Origin of the sequence: Streptomyces sp. NPDC060232 (assembly GCF_042726555.1) — a bacterium.
Lineage (GTDB): Bacteria > Actinomycetota > Actinomycetes > Streptomycetales > Streptomycetaceae > Streptomyces.
Genome location: NZ_JBHXAG010000029.1, coordinates 55,660 through 71,214, shown reverse-complemented (window position 1 = coordinate 71,214; position 15,555 = coordinate 55,660). Strand labels below are relative to the sequence as shown.

The window sequence follows — 15,555 nt, the reverse complement described above, 5'->3', positions numbered from 1 at the left end:
GGCGTTGCGGCGTCCGGCACCGCCGCTTCCGGCGTTGTCGTCAGTCGCCGACGCTCCGCGTCGACTCCCTCCTCCGCCTTGGATTCGACGGCACCAGACGCCCGCTCCTTCTCCCGCGCCGGAACTCCAGACAGGACCTAGCCCCCTGGCCCAACACGCCCGGCAAGGGCGCCCGTTGACATCGGGCGCCTCGTGCAGCACCCTTTCACTACTTAACTAGTGAAAGGGTGCTGCACGTGCTGGAGTACCGCATCGACCGGCGCAGCGGCATGGCCACCTACCTGCAGATCGTCCACCAGACGAAGCAGGCCCTGCGCCTGGGACTGCTGGAACCGGGCGACAAGCTGCCCACCGCGCGCGAGGTCGTCGAAGCGACGGCCATCAACCCGAACACGGTGCTCAAGGCCTACCGGGAGCTGGAGCGCGAGGGCCTCGTGGAGGCACGCCGGGGCATGGGCACCTTCGTGCGCAGGTCCCTGGGGGGTGCCCCGGCCGACTCGCCCCTGCGTGGGGAACTGGCCGACTGGGCACGGCGCGCGAGCGCCGCGGGGATGGAGCGGGACGACGTGGCCGCGCTCTTCACTGCCGTACTGGACCAACACTTCAAGGGGGACGACACGTGACGGACGATCCGGTGATCGAGGCGACAGGACTGGGCGTGCGCTACGCACGTCGGCGCGGCTGGGCCCTGCGCGACTGCTCCTTCGGGCTGCCGGCCCACCGCGTGTGCGCGCTCGTCGGTCCCAACGGGGCGGGCAAGTCGACCCTGCTGGCGCTCGCCGCGGGACTGCTCCGACCGACCGAGGGCGCCATCAGTGCGCCGCCGCGCGAGGAGACGGCGTACGTGGGCCAGGACAAGCCCCTGTACCCGCAGCTGACCGTCGACGAGACCCTCCGCATGGGACGCGAACTCAACCCGGGCCGCTGGGACGCCAAGGGCGCCGCGCGGATCGTCGAGGAGGGCGGGCTCGACGGCGGCGCCAGGATCCGGTCCCTCTCGGGCGGCCAGCGCACCCGGGTCGCCCTGGCCCTCGCCCTCGGCAAGCGCCCCCGCCTGCTCCTGCTGGACGAGCCGATGGCCGACCTCGATCCGCTGGCCCGGCACCGGCTCATGGGGGCGCTGATGGCCGACGCCGCCGAACACGGCACGTCCGTGGTGATGTCCTCGCACATCGTCGCCGAGCTGGAGGGTGCCTGCGACCACCTGCTGCTCGTCGACGGCGGCCGCGTCCGCCTGTCCGGCCCCGTCGACGACATCGTCGCGGCACACCGGCTGATCACCGGACCGGCGGCGGCCATCGCCCATCTCGCCTCCCACACCGTCGTCGAGTCACGGACGACCGGCCGCCTGCTCACGGCGCTCACGCGACCGCACGGCCCGCTCGACACCGACACCTGGCAGACGGCCCACCCGTCACTGGAGGAACTCCTGCTCGCCCATCTGCGCTCCCCCGACGCCCCGGCCCTCGCCATCGGCCCCCGCGCCGCCGAGGCGGTGGGGTCATGAGCATGCTGACCCTGAAGGGCCCGCGCTGGGTCACCGTCCGCCAGCACCGGCGCGCGCTGTGGACGGTGCCCGCCGTCGTCGCCGCGAGCCTGGCCGGCGTGATCGCGCTGCGCTGGTGGGCGTCGTACGCCGCCGACGTGTACCAGGCCGGCCCGGACGGCCCGCTGCGGTCCGCGATGGATGTCGCCGGCACCGCCATGCTGCTCCTGCCGCTGCTGGTGGGTGCCTTCGTCGCCGGTCCGATGGTCGCCCGCGAACTGGAGAGCGGCACCTACCGCCTCGCCCTGACCCAGTCGACGACGCCCAGGGCCTGGCTCGCCTCGAAGGTCGTGGTGGCCGCGGCGGCCGCCGCGGCCGGCTCGGCCGCCCTGGTCGGGGTCTACCGCCTCGGCCTGAGCCCGCTCAGCGGCACGTACCAGTTCGGCTGGCCGGACCGGGGGCCGTACGAGTCGACCGGCACGGTGGTGGTGGCGTACTGCCTGCTGGGCGTGGCCGTGGGAGCCCTCGTGGGCCAGCTCGTACGGCGCACCCTGCCCGCCATGGCCGTCACCGGCCTTGTCACCGGCCTGGTGATGCTGGCGCTGGGCGCCCTGCGATGGTCCTTCCTGCCCGTGCAGACCCTCACCGCGCCCCTGGGCTCCAGGACCCCGAAGCTGCCGAAGGGCGCCTTCATGACGGACCTCGGGCTCACCACGACCTCGGGCGGACGTCTGCCCGAGTGGGCCTGCCTCGAACGCACCGGCAACCTGCGCCAGTGCCCCGCCGACCTGGACGTGACCGGGTGGTATGTCGAATACCACCCGGTCAGCCACTACTGGCCGACGCAGACCATCGAGACGGCCGTGGTCCTGGTCCTGGCCGCGCTCGCCCTCTGGGGCGCCTTCGCGGTGCTGCGGGCCCGGCACCCCTGAGAGGGCCTTCGGCTACGCCTCCCGGGCCGCCGAGGTGAAGGTCATGTCCGGGTAGCGGTCGCCCGCGACCTGCGCGGCGATCGGTTCCAGCAGGGACAGCTGCGCGGGCGTCAGGGCGATCCGGGTCGCCGCGACGTTCTCGCGCAGCCGCTCCGCCCGGCGGGTGCCCGGGATCGGGACCACGGTCAGCCCGTGCACCGCCGCCCGCTGCTGGACCCAGGCGAGGGCGATCTGCGCGGGACTCGCGCCGAGTTCCCGCGCGATCTCCCGGACCGGGGCCAGCAGCGCCGCGTTCGTCCTGGCGTTGTCGCCGGTGAAGCGCGGCTGGTGGCGCCGGAAGTCGCTCTGCGACAGCTCCGCGGACGCGTCCGCGAAGGACCCGGTCAGGAAGCCCCGGCCGAGCGGGGAGTACGGCACGAAGGCCACGCCCAGATCCGCCGCCGCGGCCACCGCGCTGCGCTCCACGTCCCGGCTGAACAGCGACCACTCCGACTGGATCGCCGCGATCGGGTGCACGGCGTGCGCCTCGCGCAACTCCGCGCCGGTGACCTCGCTCAGCCCCAGGTGGCGCACCTTGCCCTCCCGCACCAGCTCCGCCATGGCGCCCACCGACTCGGCGAGCGGCACGGCCGGGTCGCGCCGGTGCATGTAGTACAGGTCGATGACATCCACGCCGAGCCGGCGCAGGCTGCCCTCGACGGCGCCGCGGACGTAGGCGCGGTCGTTGCGGATGCCCCGGTAGGCGGGGTCGTCGGTGCGCTCTATGGCGAACTTCGTAGCCAGGGTGATCTCGTCCCGGTGCGCGGCCGCGAACGGCGCCAGGAACTCCTCGTTGCGGCCGCGGCCGTAGACGTCGGCCGTGTCGAAGAGGGTGACCCCCGCGGCCAGCGCCGCCTCCAGGGTCTCCCGGGCGGCCGCCTCGTCGGTGTCGCCGTAGAACTCGCTCATGCCCATGCAGCCCAGGCCCTGGACGCCGACCCTCGGGCCGCCCTTGCCGAGCTCCGCCTGGTCCAGGGTGTTGTTGCCGTACTCCGTCATCGCTGTCCCCTCCGCGAGACCGTCTTCATCGTGTGCTCGCGTACATGTCGATCTTGTAGTCCAGTACGGCCAGTGCGTCCGTCAGCTCCGTGATCCGGGCCCGCACCTCGCGCCGCGTCCGTTCCAGCAGCTCACGGCGCTCCCCCCGGGTGTGCTCGCCCTCGCGGACCAGCTCGGCGTAGCGGACCATGTCCGCCACCGACATCCCCGTGGCGCGCAGCTTGCCCACGAAGCCCAGCCAGTCGAGGTCCGTGTCGTTGAAGCGGCGCTGGCCCGAATGCGAGCGGTCCACGTGCGGCATCAGCCCGATCCGCTCGTACCAGCGCAGGGTGTGCTGGCTCAGGCCGGTCCGGGCCGCCACCTCGCTGATCGTGTACCGCGTCTGCGTCAGGCTCAGGCTCTGGCTCATGCCCCCACGCTAAAACCCTTGAGCGCACTCCAAGCAAGTAGGCTCGGCCGCATGGACAGCAAGGAGGCCGTGAGCGGCATGGAAAGCCTGCGGATCATCGAGACCTGGCCGGTGGAGACCGCCGCGGCGGCCGTCGTACGCGCCGACGGGAGCGTCGCCGGCTCGCACGGCCCCGTCGGCCACCGTTTCGCGCTGGCGTCGGTCACCAAACCGCTCGCCGCGTACGCCGCCCTCGTCGCCTTCGAGGAAGGCGCGATCGAGCTGGACGAACCGGCCGGACCCGAGGGGTCGACGGTCCGTCACCTGCTCGCGCACACCAGCGGCCTGGCCTTCGACGAGCACCGCGCGATGGCCGCGCCCGGTACGCGTCGGCTGTACTCGAACGCCGGCTTCGAGGTGCTCGGCGACCACATCGCCAAGGCCACCGGCATCCCGTTCGCGGAGTACGTGCACCAGGCCGTCTTCGAGCCGCTGGGCATGGTGTCGACCACCCTGGACGGCTCGCCCGCCAGGGACGGCGTCTCCACCGTCTCCGACCTGCTGCGCTTCGCCGCGGAACTGCAGGCTCCGCGGCTGCTCGACGTCCGCACGGTCGCCGAGGCCACCTCCGTCGTCCACCCCGGGCTCAAGGGCGTCCTGCCGGGGTACGGCAGCCAGTCCCCCAACGACTGGGGCCTCGGGATGGAGATCCGCGACGGCAAGTCCCCGCACTGGACGGGCCTGACCTCCTCGCCGCGCACCTTCGGCCACTTCGGACAGGCCGGCACCTTCCTGTGGGTCGACCCGGACGCGCGCGCCGCGTGCGTGGCGCTCACGGACCGGCCCTTCGGCCCGTGGGCGGTCGGGGCCTGGACGCCGTTCACCGACGCGGTCCTCGCCGAACTCCGCTCCGGCCAGGCCGGCCCGGCCGGTCGGGCTGCCTGACGCGGCACTAGGGTCTGTATCGAGTCGCCCCGTGGAGCAAGGAGCGGGGCAACTCGATACAGGCCCTAGACAGCCCTCAGGCCGGCAGTTCCCAGATCAGCAGCTCCCCCGGGGACCCGGCGATGATCTCCAGCTCCTTCTCGGCGGTGATCCGCGCCGAGTCCCCGGGGCCCAGCTCCGCCCCGTCCAGGCGCAGGTCCCCGCGCACGACGTGCAGGTACACCCGCTCGGCGGCCGGTACGGCGACCCGCTCGCCCGCGCCGGGGCGCCGTACGTGCAGGGCGGCGCCGGCCGCGGGGATCTCGTAGGGCGAGCCGTCGGGGACACCGCGCAGCACCTCGTACGAAGGATCGCCGCCCGCGGCGAGCGGCGAGAGCCACATCTGCACGAAGCGCAGCGGCCGGTCTGCGTCGTTGCGCTCGACGTGGCGCGCCCCGGATCCGGCGCTGAGCCGCTGGACGTCGCCGGGCAGGACGGTGCTCTTCTCGCCGGTGCTGTCCTGGTGGGTGAGCTCGCCGTCGATCACCCAGGTCACGATCTCGGTGTGGCTGTGCGGGTGCTCGTCGAAGCCGGCGCCGGCCGAGAGGGTCTCCTCGTTGCAGGCCAGGACGGGGCCGAAGCGCAGGTTGTCCGGGTCGTAGAAGGACCCGAAGGAGAAGGCGTGGCGGGTGGTGATCCCGGCCTCCGGGTCCCCTCCCTCGTACCGGTCGGCGCCGCGGCGTACATCAATCATGGGGGCCACGGTAGCGGCCGGGCGGGGCACGGCGCGGGACCGGACTCGGCGCAGCCTTCCCGATAAGGCAGTCTTGTCCCGTGCCCCAACCCGAACGTGAGCATTCCCCCGCCACACACCCCGCGCATCCCGCTCCCGCCCATCCGCACACCGCGACGCTGCGCCGCCTGGAGAAGTCCTCCGGCCGGCTCGCCGCCAACGCGATCGCGCGCATGGACGAGACCCTGCCGTGGTACCGGGCGATGCCACCCGAGAACCGCTCGTGGATCGGCCTGGTCGCGCAGGCCGGTATCGCCGCGTTCACCGAGTGGTTCCGGCATCCGGAGACCCCGCAGGCGATCTCCACCGACGTCTTCGGCACGGCTCCGCGCGAGCTGACCCGGGCGATCACGCTGCGCCAGACCGTCGAGATGGTCCGCACCACGATCGAGGTCATGGAGACCGCGATCGAGGAGGTGGCCGCCCCCGGTGACGAGTCGATCCTGCGCGAGGCGCTGCTGGTGTACGCGCGGGAGATCGCCTTCGCGACCGCCCAGGTGTACGCGCAGGCCGCCGAGGCGCGCGGGGCGTGGGACGCGCGGCTGGAGTCCCTGGTCGTCAACGCGGTGCTGTCCGGTGAGGCCGACGAGGGCGCGCTGTCGCGGGCGGCGGCGCTGGGCTGGAACTCCCCGGAGCACGTGTGCGTGGTGCTCGGCACCGCCCCGGAGGGCGACAGCGAGCTGACGGTCGAGGCGATCCGGCGCGCGGCGCGGCACCACAAGCTCCAGGTCCTCACCGGTGTGCTCGGGGACCGCCTGGTCGTCATCGCGGGCGGCAGCGACAACCCGATGCAGGTGGCGAAGTCCCTGATCGGGCCGTTCGCGGCGGGTCCGGTGGTGGCCGGCCCGGTGGTGTCCGACCTGCTGAACGCGACGAAGTCGGCGCAGGCCGCGGCGGCCGGACTGAAGGCCTGTACGGCGTGGCAGGACGCGCCGCGGCCGGTCCTGGCGGATGATCTCCTGCCGGAACGCGCGATCGCCTCCGATCCGGCTGCAAGGGAACAGCTGGTGGAGGAGATCTACAGACCGCTTGAGGAGGCGGGGTCGGCGCTGCTGGAGACGTTGAGCGTGTATCTGGAGCAGGCGAGCAGTCTCGAAGGGGCTGCTCGGATGCTGTTCGTGCACCCCAATACGGTGCGCTACCGGCTACGACGTGTGACCGACGTCACCGGCTGGTCGCCGTCGGATGTCCGATCGGCGTTCACGCTGCGGATCGCCCTGATTCTGGGGCGTCTGGCTGACGGTGATACCCAGTCCTAGCCTTTTGTGGGACATCAACAATTACCCCGACGGTTCTTGGTCCCTGTCCCCACGGGCGGCAGGGACCATCCACAAGAGAGAGTGTGAGGGTGCTCGTACTCGTCGCTCCCGGCCAAGGCGCTCAGACGCCCGGCTTCCTGACTCCCTGGCTCGACCTCCCCGGTGCCGCTGACCGCGTCGCCGCCTGGTCGGACGCCATCAAGCTGGACCTCGCGCGCTACGGCACGACGGCCGACGCCGAGGAGATCCGCGACACCGCGGTCGCCCAGCCCCTGCTGGTCGCCGCCGGTCTGCTGTCCGCCTCCGCGCTGGGCTCCACCTCGGTCTTCGGTGCCGTCGCCGGCCACAGCGTCGGTGAGATCACCGCCGCGGCCATCGCCGGCGTGCTGCCCGAGCAGGACGCGCTGTCGTTCGTCCGGACCCGCGGGCTGGGCATGGCGCAGGCCGCCGCCGTCACCGAGACGGGCATGGCCGCGGTACTCGGCGGAGACCCCGCCGTCGTCGTCGCGCACCTGGAGAAGCTCGGCCTGACCCCGGCCAACATCAACGGCGCGGGCCAGATCGTGGCCGCCGGCACGATGGAGCAGATCGAAGCCCTGCAGGCCGACAAGCCCGAGGGTTCCATGAAGGTCGTTCCCCTCAAGGTCGCGGGCGCGTTCCACACGCACCACATGGCCCCCGCGGTCGCCGAGCTGGAGAAGGCCGCCGAGGCCCTCTCCCCGGCCGACCCGGCCTTGAAGTACGTCTCGAACAAGGACGGCCTCGTCGTCACCACGGGCGCCGACGTCGTCGCCCGCCTGGTCGGCCAGGTCGCGAACCCGGTCCGCTGGGACCTGTGCATGGAGACGTTCGCCGAGCTGGGCGTCACGGGGATCATCGAACTGTCTCCCGGTGGCACCCTGACGGGTCTGGCCAGGCGCGCGCTGAAGGGCGTACCGAGCGTGGCGCTGAAGACCCCGGACGATCTCGAGAAGGCCGCGGCGCTGGTCGCCGAACTGACGGCCTGAGAGAAGGAGCCCACACAGCATGTCCAAGATCAAGCCGGCCAAGGGCTCCCCCTACGCCCGCATCCTCGGTGTCGGCGGCTACCGCCCGACCCGTGTGGTGCCCAACGAGGTCATCCTCGAGACCATCGACTCCTCCGACGAGTGGATCCGCTCCCGCTCCGGCATCGCGACCCGGCACTGGGCCTCGCCCCAGGAGACCGTCGCCGCGATGTCGGTGGAGGCCTCGGGCAAGGCGCTGGCCGACGCCGGTGTCGCCCCCGAGCAGATCGGTGCGGTGATCGTCTCCACGGTCTCGCACTTCAAGCAGACCCCGGCCGTCGCGACCGAGATCGCGCACCGGGTCGGCGCGGTCAAGCCCGCCGCCTTCGACATCTCCGCGGGCTGTGCCGGTTTCGGCTACGGCCTGACCCTTGCCAAGGGCATGGTGGTGGAGGGTTCCGCGGAGTACGTCCTCGTCATCGGCGTGGAACGGCTCTCGGACCTGACGGACCTGGAGGACCGCGCGACGGCCTTCCTGTTCGGCGACGGCGCCGGCGCCGTGGTCGTCGGCCCCTCGGACGAGCCGGCCATCGGCCCCACGGTGTGGGGTTCGGAGGGCGACAAGTCCGACACGATCAAGCAGACCGTGCCGTGGGACGAGTACCTCGGCAAGGACGCCGGAGAGAAGTTCCCGGCCATCACGCAGGAGGGTCAGGCGGTCTTCCGCTGGGCCGTCTTCGAGATGGCCAAGGTGGCCCAGCAGGCGCTCGACGCCGCCGGGATCACCGCTGAGGACCTGGATGTCTTCATCCCGCACCAGGCGAACATGCGGATCATCGACTCGATGGTGAAGACTCTGAAGCTGCCGGACCACGTCACGGTCGCCCGTGACGTGGAGACCACCGGCAACACGTCGGCCGCCTCGATCCCGCTCGCCATGGAGCGGCTCCTGGCGACCGGAGCGGCGAAGAGCGGCGACACCGCGCTCGTCATCGGCTTCGGGGCGGGGCTCGTCTACGCCGCGACGGTCGTTACCCTCCCCTAGGGCCGGGATCCACATCCCGGTCTTCCTACCCAGTTACCCAGAGAAGGAGCGCCACATGGCCGCCACGCAGCAGGAGATCGTCGAGGGCCTCGCCGAGATCGTCAACGAGATCGCGGGCATCCCGGTCGAGGACGTCGAGATCGACAAGTCCTTCACCGACGACCTGGACGTCGACTCCCTGTCCATGGTCGAGGTCGTCGTCGCCGCCGAAGAGCGCTTCGACGTCAAGATCCCGGACGAGGACGTCAAGAACCTCAAGACGGTCGGCGACGCCGCGGAGTACATCCTGAAGCACCAGGCCTGAGCCTGACGAGCGTTTGTCGCCACCTGGCGGTGGCGCCGTGACAATTCAGCACCCCCTGAGACGTGGAGAAAGAATTCCTGTGAGCCCGACCAATCGCACCGTGGTCGTCACCGGTATCGGCGCAACCACTCCGCTGGGTGGCGACAGCGCTTCGACCTGGGAAGGTCTGCTCGCCGGCCGTTCCGGCGTCAAGCCCCTGGAGGGCGAGCGCTTCGCCGAACTCCCGGTACGTATCGCCGCCCCTGTCGCCGTGGACCCGAGTGAGGTCCTGCCCCGGCCGCTGGCCCGCAAGCTCGACCGCTCGGCGCAGTTCGCCGTCATCGCGGCCCGCGAGGCGTGGGCCGACGCCGGCTACACCGCTCCGGCCGGCGAGGACGAGCAGGTCGCGCCCGACCGGCTCGGCACCGTGATCGCCTCCGGCATCGGCGGTGTCACCACGCTGCTCGACCAGTACGACGTACTGAAGGAAAAGGGTGTGCGCCGGGTCTCCCCGCACACCGTCCCCATGCTCATGCCGAACGGCCCGTCGGCCAACGTCGGCCTGGAGGTCAACGCCCAGGCGGGCGTGCACACTCCGGTCAGCGCCTGCGCGTCCGGCGCCGAGGCCATCGGCTACGCCGTCGAGATGATCCGCACCGGCCGCGCCGACGTGGTCGTCGCGGGTGGCACCGAGGCCGCGATCCACCCGCTGCCGATCGCCGCCTTCGCCAACATGATGGCGATGTCGAAGAACAACGAGAGCCCGCAGACGGCCTCCCGTCCGTACGACAAGGCCCGTGACGGCTTCGTCCTCGGCGAGGGCGCCGGCGTCGTCATCCTGGAGTCGGCCGAGCACGCCGCCAAGCGCGGCGCCCGGGTCTACTGCGAGGTGCTGGGCCAGGGCCTGTCCGCGGACAGCCACCACATCGCGCAGCCCGAGCCGACCGGCCGTGGTGTCGCGGCCGCGGTGCAGAACCTGCTCGACAACACGGGTCTCGACCCGGCCGAGCTGGTCCACGTCAACGCGCACGCCACGTCCACCCCGCAGGGTGACACGGCCGAGATCAAGGCCCTGCGCAAGGTCCTGGGCGACGACCTCGACCACATCGCGATCTCCGCGACCAAGTCGATGACCGGTCACCTGCTGGGTGGCGCGGGCGGTATCGAGACCGTCGCGACCGTGCTGGCGCTGTACCACCGGCTGGCGCCGCCGACGATCAACGTCGACGCGCTCGACGACGACATCGACGCGGACATCGTCGTGGGCGAGCCGCGCAAGCTGCCGGCCGACGGTCCGATCTCCGCGATCAACAACTCCTTCGGCTTCGGCGGCCACAACGTCACCCTGGCGTTCCGCACCGTCTAGTGGTTGCGGTGTTCGTCGTCTGAACACGGCAGAAGGCCCACCCGGGTGATCGGCGGGTGGGCCTTCTGCGTCGGGCGAGGGGTCAGACCACCTGGTGGAGCCAGCGGACGGGCGCGCCCTCGCCCGCGTAGCGGAAGGGCTCCAGTTCGTCGTCCCAGGGCTTGCCGAGCAGTTTGGCGATCTCCGCCTCCAGCTCGGTCTCGCCGCGCGCCGACCGGGCCAGGGCGGCGCGCAGCCGGTCCTCCGGGATCAGGATGTCGCCGTGCATGCCGGTGACGGCGTGGAAGATGCCGAGCTCCGGTGTGGAGCTGTAGCGCTCGCCCTCGGCGGTCGGACAGGGCTCCGCGGTCACCTCGAAGCGCAGCAGGTGCCAGCCGCGCAGCGCGGAGGCGAGTTTCGAGGCGGTGCCCGCTTCGGCCTGCCAGCTGAACTCGGCTCTCCAGGTGCCCGGGGAGGCGGGCTGCCTGATCCAGTCGAGGTTCACCCGCACCCCGAGCACGCCCGCTACGGCCCATTCCACATGCGGGCAGAGCGCGCGCGGTGCGGAATGCACGTACAGAACTCCACGTGTCGTCACCGGGACCTCCAGTGGTGGACGAGGTCGGGAATAAACTCCAGAAAACGGACAGTTTGTGACGTGATGTAATGTAACGGAAATCATTTGACATTGCGCTACGGGACCTGCGGCCGAAACGCCACGGGGAAAAGCTACCGTGCGCCAGGGGTCACGGTGTGACGTACGGTCGCTCCAAGGCCGGTAAACACAGAGCTTTCACTCAGCAGGACCCCCCGATCGGCGTGGGGGCCACAAGGAGGGGTCCTTCCCATGCGCACCACCGCCGCCGGGCGCCGCGCGCGCCGTACTCTCGCGGGCGCGGGCGCGGCGGTGGCGCTACTGGCCGGGGTTCTGAGCGGGTGTCAGTCGGGCGGGTCGCCCGACCGCGGCGAGGGCGGAGCGCAGTCGGGGCCCCGGTGGAACACCGCGCCCACCTCGGTCGCTGCCGTCGGCGACTCCATCACGCGTGGTTTCGACGCCTGTTCGGTCCTCGCCGACTGTCCCGAGGTCTCCTGGGCCACCGGCAGCGACCCCGCCGTCCGCTCCCTCGCCAGCCGGCTGCTGGGAGAGGCCGGGGTGCCCGAGCGCAGTTGGAACCACGCGGTGACCGGCTCGCGGATGGCGGACCTGCCGGCCCAGCTGACGGCGGCCGCCGCGAACAAGCCCGACCTGGTCACGGTGATGGTGGGGTCGAACGACGCCTGCCGCCCCACCGCTTCGTCGATGACGCCGGTGGCGGAGTTCCGGTCCGGTTTCGAGCAGGCCCTCGCGCAGTTGCGGGCCGCGTCCCCGGCCTCTCAGGTGTACGTCTCCAGCGTGCCGGACCTGCAACGGCTGTGGGAGCAGGGCAAGGACCTCCCGATGGTGCGCCAGGTGTGGAAGCTGGGCATCTGCCAGTCGATGCTCGCCGATCCGCTGTCGCTGGCCACGGGGGCCACGGCCCGGCGCGAGCAGGTGCGGGCGCGGGTGGTGGAGTACAACGAGGTGCTGCGCGAGGTCTGCGGGAAGGACCCGCTGTGCCGCTACGACGGCGGCGCGGTGTTCCAGTACCCCTTCGCGGCGGAGCAGTTGAGCCGCTGGGACTGGTTCCACCCCGGCAAGGACGGGCAGGCGAGGCTGGCGGAACTGGCGCACCGCCAGGTGACGGCGGCCGAGCCGCCGCGTTGACGTCCGCGCGCGGAGGGTCCGGGTGCGGGTGCCAGGGCCCGCCCCCGGACCGGTTCTCAGGGGTGATTTCCGGTCATACGGCGTGTCACGCGATGTCGAGCGTCACGGTCAGCCGGGTGTCGCCGTGCGCGTGGCTCGCGCGGACCTCGTAGGCGCCGCCGATCCGCCGCCAGCCGCGGGCCTCCTCGTCCCAGATCTCGAAGGCCCGGGCGGGCAGCGGGATCTCGGTCTCGACGCTCTCGCCGGGGCCCGCGGCGACGCTCGCGAAGCCCGCCAGCCAGCTCGCCGGGCGCTCCACCGTCGCGCTCCGCGCGCCGTCGGACGCAGTGGCGACGGGCGCCAGGTAGACCTGGACGACCTCGCGGCCGGGCCGGGAGCCGGTGTTGGTGACGCGGACCCGTACGGAGTCGGCGGTGGCCTCCAGGGACTCGTACGCCCAGTCGGTGTAGCCGAGGCCATGCCCGAAGGGGTAGGCGGGGGTGACGCCGTGCTTCTCGTAGGCCCGGTAGCCGATGAAGAGGCCCTCGCCGTACTCCAGGCGCCCGTCGGTGGGGACGACCTCGGTGACGGGCGCGTCGGCGAGCCGCGCGGGCCAGGTGGTGGGCAGCCGGCCGCCCGGCTCCACCTCCCCGAGGAGTACGTCGGCCAGCGCGGCCCCGCCCTCCTGCCCGGGGAACCAGGTCAGCAGGACGGCGGCGACGTCCTCGCGCCACGGGAGCTCCACCGGGGAGCCGGCGTTGACGACGACCACGGTGTTCGGGTTGACGGCGGCGACGGCCCGCACCAGGTCGTCCTGGCGGCCCGGGAGGGCGAGGTCGCTCCGGTCGAAGCCCTCGGACTCCACGCGCTCGGTGGTGGCGACGACCACCACGGCGGTGTCCGCGGCGCGGGCGGTCGCGACCGCCTCGGCGATCAGCTCGTCGGGGTCGCGCCGGGGGCCGAGGTGGAGCAGCGAGAACATGACCGCCCTGAGCGGCAGCGCGCTCATGTCGGGGACCTGGAAGGTCAGCGACACCTCGACGGGCTCGCCCTCGGCGAGGGTGACGCGGGCGCGCTCGCTGGGCGCCCCGAAGAAGGCCTCGAAGGGGTCGGCCTCGTCGCCCGTCCCCTGGACGCCGCTCCACAGCCGCCGTCCGGCGACGGTGAGGGCGAAGGCGCCGAGTCCGCGGGTACCGAAGGCGTGTTCACCGCTCTCGCGCGGCACGAAAGTACCGCGGACCTCGATGCTCGCCATGGTCTCGTACGTGGCGCCCGCGGGGAGGTCGTCGCCGATCCACTGGACCTGGCCGGTGGGCAGGCCGCCCTCGCCGAGGACGGCCCCCGAGGCGTCGCGGCACACGGCGACGAGCTCGAAGCCCTGGGCGGCGGGGGTGAGCTCCTCTGAGGGGTCGGCGCCGACCGCGTAGGTCAAGGCGCCCTCCGGGAGGGCCGAGGCGAGTCCGTCGAGCGGGGAGACGACCCGTTCGGGGAAGACGGTGGCGCTGCCGCCGCCGAGGACCCGGGCGTCGCGCGCGGCGGCCCCGAGGAGGGCGACGGCGCGGCCGTCGGAGGCGTCCAGCGGCAGGGCGCCGTCCTCGTTGCGGACGAGGACGAATCCGCGCGCGGCGAGTTCGCGGGCGAGCGCCCGGCCGTCGACGGGGGCCGGGGCGGTCTCGACGACCGCGGGCGCGCCCTCCAGGGCCCCGACGCGGGCGGCGAGGCGCAGGACGTTGCGCACGGCGTCGTCGACGGCGGCCTCGGGGACCTCCCCGGCGCGCACGGCCTCGGCGAGGGCCGGTCCGTAGACGGTGGTCGGGCCGGGCATGGCCACGTCCATGCCGCCCAGGATGTCGCCGCGGGTGGAGCGGGCGGCCATCCAGTCGGAGACGTTGACGCCGTCGAAGCCCCACTCGCCGCGCAGGACCTCGTTCACGAGATACCGGTGCTCGGTCATCGTCGTGCCGTTGACCTGGTTGTAGGCGGTCATGATGCCCCACGGGTGGGCGCCCTCGACGACGGCCTCGAAGGGGGCCAGGTACAGCTCGCGCAGCGGGCGCGGGGCGATGACGCTGTCGGCGGTGAAGCGGTCGGTCTCGGCGTCGTTGCCGACGAAGTGCTTGACCGTGGTGCCGACGCCGCCGTCCTGGACGCCGTTGACGTAGCCGCCGCCGATGGCCCCGGTGAGGTACGGGTCCTCGGAGTAGCACTCGAAGTGCCGGCCGCCGAGCGGGGAGCGGTGCAGGTTGACGGTGGGCGCGAGCAGGACGTGGACGCCCTTGCGGCGGGCCTCCTGGGCGAGGAGCCGGCCGGCGCGGCGGGCGAGCTCCGGGTCCCAGGCGGCGGCGAGCGAGGTCGGGGAGGGCAGGGCGATCGACGGGTCGTCGGCGGTCCACCGCACGCCGCGGACCCCGACGGGGCCGTCGGACATGACCAGGGACCGCAGCCCCACGGCGGGGATCGCGGGCAGGGACCACATGTCCCGGCCCGCCAGGAGAAGGGTCTTGGTGTCGAGATCGAGCTTGCCGAGCGCCGCCTCCACGGCGTCGTCCCGTATCTGGTCGCGGACCTGATCGGCATCGGTCACGGCCGAGCCTCCTCGTCGAGAGCGGTGCGGTCGCGCGTGCGGCGCGGTGCGGGCGCCCCATCGTGGACCCGTCGCCTGTTGAGCGGTAGGCTTTGTTATCTCTTCGTGATATTCGAATGCCGTACGGTCCTCCTACGGTCCTGCGGACGGGAGCGGACGGAAGGGGTGCCATGGCGACGGCCAGGGCGAGGAGCGAGGAACGCCGTGGGGAGATCGTGCGCGCGGCCGTCGAGGTGATCGCGGAGCGCGGCTACCGGGGCGCGTCCCTGGGCGCGGTGGCCGAGCGCGTGGGCCTGACCCAGCAGGGGCTGCTGCACTACTTCCCGACCAAGGAGGCGCTGCTCGTCGCGGTGCTGGAGGAACGGGACCGGTGGGACACGGGCGGCGGCTCGCGCGCCGCGGCCGACACCTGGCGCCTCGACCTGCTGGCCTCGCTGGTGGAGTACAACGCCATGCGCCCGGGCATCGTGCAGACCTTCTCGGCGCTGCTGGGCGAGAGCGTCACCGAAGGGCACCCGGCCCGGGAGTTCTTCACCGAGCGCTACGCGCAGGTCCGTACGGAGATGGCGGCGGTGCTGCGCGCCGAGTTCGGCGAGCGCCTGCCCTCGGGGCTCACCCCGGAGCAGGCGGCCCCGCTGCTGACGGCGGTCATGGACGGCCTGCAGTACCAGTGGCTGCTGGCCCCCGAGTCCGTGGACATGCCCGCCGCCTTCCGGGCCTTCCTGACCCTGCTGCGAGGGCAGGACAGCCCCTGAGGGGGGCCTTTGCG

At 72.5% G+C, this 15,555-nt stretch carries 16 protein-coding genes; 11 read left to right on the top strand and 5 right to left on the bottom strand.

Features of this window, described 5'->3' with window-relative positions:
* Positions 1 to 236 precede the first annotated feature (236 nt).
* From ACFWFZ_RS30670 to ACFWFZ_RS30660, 3 genes are read left to right on the top strand one after another with little or no spacing between them, the layout of a single operon-like run.
* Complete coding sequence (locus tag ACFWFZ_RS30670; protein ID WP_045320762.1) at positions 237 to 623, top strand: GntR family transcriptional regulator; 387 nt, start codon at positions 237 to 239, stop codon at positions 621 to 623.
* A complete protein-coding gene (locus ACFWFZ_RS30665) occupies positions 620 to 1,507 on the top strand; it encodes an ATP-binding cassette domain-containing protein (RefSeq protein WP_387126584.1) in 888 nt (295 codons plus the stop codon). The genes ACFWFZ_RS30670 and ACFWFZ_RS30665 overlap by 4 nt, the downstream gene beginning before the upstream one ends.
* On the top strand, positions 1,504 to 2,418 hold the full coding sequence (locus ACFWFZ_RS30660; RefSeq protein ID WP_387126582.1) for an ABC transporter permease: 915 nt from the start codon (positions 1,504 to 1,506) through the stop codon (positions 2,416 to 2,418). Before ACFWFZ_RS30665 ends, ACFWFZ_RS30660 begins: the two co-directional genes overlap by 4 nt.
* Before the next feature lie 12 nt (positions 2,419 to 2,430).
* Here ACFWFZ_RS30660 and ACFWFZ_RS30655 read toward each other — a convergent pair whose 3' ends face one another.
* Positions 2,431 to 3,456, bottom strand: coding sequence for an aldo/keto reductase (locus ACFWFZ_RS30655; RefSeq protein ID WP_387126579.1), 1,026 nt, complete (start codon positions 3,454 to 3,456; stop codon positions 2,431 to 2,433).
* A 25-nt stretch (positions 3,457 to 3,481) separates the two neighbouring features.
* Positions 3,482 to 3,865: a MerR family transcriptional regulator gene (locus ACFWFZ_RS30650; RefSeq protein ID WP_387126577.1), complete on the bottom strand. Its 384-nt coding sequence runs from the start codon at positions 3,863 to 3,865 to the stop codon at positions 3,482 to 3,484.
* 78 nt (positions 3,866 to 3,943) lie between these two features.
* Here ACFWFZ_RS30650 and ACFWFZ_RS30645 point away from each other — a divergent pair, with 78 nt between their 5' ends.
* Complete coding sequence (locus ACFWFZ_RS30645; protein WP_387126590.1) at positions 3,944 to 4,789, top strand: serine hydrolase domain-containing protein; 846 nt, start codon at positions 3,944 to 3,946, stop codon at positions 4,787 to 4,789.
* Between the two features lie 76 nt (positions 4,790 to 4,865).
* Here ACFWFZ_RS30645 and ACFWFZ_RS30640 read toward each other — a convergent pair whose 3' ends face one another.
* A complete protein-coding gene (locus ACFWFZ_RS30640; RefSeq protein WP_387126575.1) occupies positions 4,866 to 5,522 on the bottom strand; it encodes a pirin family protein in 657 nt (218 codons plus the stop codon).
* Positions 5,523 to 5,602: 80 nt separating this feature from the next.
* Between ACFWFZ_RS30640 and ACFWFZ_RS30635 the strand changes: the two genes are divergently transcribed.
* The 5 genes from ACFWFZ_RS30635 (at position 5,603) to fabF (ending at position 10,500) form a co-directional block, all read left to right on the top strand.
* A complete protein-coding gene (locus ACFWFZ_RS30635; protein ID WP_387126572.1) occupies positions 5,603 to 6,820 on the top strand; it encodes a PucR family transcriptional regulator in 1,218 nt (405 codons plus the stop codon).
* An 89-nt stretch (positions 6,821 to 6,909) separates the two neighbouring features.
* Positions 6,910 to 7,827: an ACP S-malonyltransferase gene (locus ACFWFZ_RS30630; protein WP_387126570.1), complete on the top strand. Its 918-nt coding sequence runs from the start codon at positions 6,910 to 6,912 to the stop codon at positions 7,825 to 7,827.
* Positions 7,828 to 7,846: 19 nt separating this feature from the next.
* Entirely contained in the window at positions 7,847 to 8,851 is a 1,005-nt protein-coding gene (locus ACFWFZ_RS30625; protein WP_387126568.1) for a ketoacyl-ACP synthase III, read from the top strand.
* Between the two features lie 55 nt (positions 8,852 to 8,906).
* Complete coding sequence (locus ACFWFZ_RS30620) at positions 8,907 to 9,155, top strand: acyl carrier protein (RefSeq protein WP_030026030.1); 249 nt, start codon at positions 8,907 to 8,909, stop codon at positions 9,153 to 9,155.
* Between the two features lie 79 nt (positions 9,156 to 9,234).
* Entirely contained in the window at positions 9,235 to 10,500 is a 1,266-nt protein-coding gene (gene fabF, locus ACFWFZ_RS30615; RefSeq protein WP_387126564.1) for a beta-ketoacyl-ACP synthase II, read from the top strand.
* A gap of 82 nt (positions 10,501 to 10,582) precedes the next feature.
* Here fabF and ACFWFZ_RS30610 read toward each other — a convergent pair whose 3' ends face one another.
* Complete coding sequence (locus ACFWFZ_RS30610) at positions 10,583 to 11,077, bottom strand: DUF3145 domain-containing protein (RefSeq protein WP_030657058.1); 495 nt, start codon at positions 11,075 to 11,077, stop codon at positions 10,583 to 10,585.
* A 249-nt stretch (positions 11,078 to 11,326) separates the two neighbouring features.
* Here ACFWFZ_RS30610 and ACFWFZ_RS30605 point away from each other — a divergent pair, with 249 nt between their 5' ends.
* Entirely contained in the window at positions 11,327 to 12,223 is an 897-nt protein-coding gene (locus ACFWFZ_RS30605) for an SGNH/GDSL hydrolase family protein (protein ID WP_387126562.1), read from the top strand.
* Positions 12,224 to 12,308: 85 nt separating this feature from the next.
* Here the strand turns inward: ACFWFZ_RS30605 and ACFWFZ_RS30600 are convergent, their stop codons facing one another.
* A complete protein-coding gene (locus ACFWFZ_RS30600) occupies positions 12,309 to 14,786 on the bottom strand; it encodes a beta-glucosidase (RefSeq protein WP_387126560.1) in 2,478 nt (825 codons plus the stop codon).
* A gap of 170 nt (positions 14,787 to 14,956) precedes the next feature.
* Between ACFWFZ_RS30600 and ACFWFZ_RS30595 the strand changes: the two genes are divergently transcribed.
* Entirely contained in the window at positions 14,957 to 15,541 is a 585-nt protein-coding gene (locus ACFWFZ_RS30595; protein WP_387126557.1) for a TetR/AcrR family transcriptional regulator, read from the top strand.
* The last annotated feature ends 14 nt before the right edge of the window (positions 15,542 to 15,555 follow it).

Coding starts and splice junctions, on each gene's coding strand:
- ACFWFZ_RS30650 (WP_387126577.1), bottom strand. CDS start 3,865: ATGAGCCAGAGCCTGAGCCTGACGCAGACGCGGTACACGATCAGCGAG.
- ACFWFZ_RS30640 (WP_387126575.1), bottom strand. CDS start 5,522: ATGATTGATGTACGCCGCGGCGCCGACCGGTACGAGGGAGGGGACCCG.
- ACFWFZ_RS30595 (WP_387126557.1), top strand. CDS start 14,957: ATGGCGACGGCCAGGGCGAGGAGCGAGGAACGCCGTGGGGAGATCGTG.
- ACFWFZ_RS30655 (WP_387126579.1), bottom strand. CDS start 3,456: ATGACGGAGTACGGCAACAACACCCTGGACCAGGCGGAGCTCGGCAAG.
- ACFWFZ_RS30645 (WP_387126590.1), top strand. CDS start 3,944: ATGGAAAGCCTGCGGATCATCGAGACCTGGCCGGTGGAGACCGCCGCG.
- ACFWFZ_RS30660 (WP_387126582.1), top strand. CDS start 1,504: ATGAGCATGCTGACCCTGAAGGGCCCGCGCTGGGTCACCGTCCGCCAG.
- ACFWFZ_RS30620 (WP_030026030.1), top strand. CDS start 8,907: ATGGCCGCCACGCAGCAGGAGATCGTCGAGGGCCTCGCCGAGATCGTC.
- ACFWFZ_RS30625 (WP_387126568.1), top strand. CDS start 7,847: ATGTCCAAGATCAAGCCGGCCAAGGGCTCCCCCTACGCCCGCATCCTC.
- ACFWFZ_RS30605 (WP_387126562.1), top strand. CDS start 11,327: ATGCGCACCACCGCCGCCGGGCGCCGCGCGCGCCGTACTCTCGCGGGC.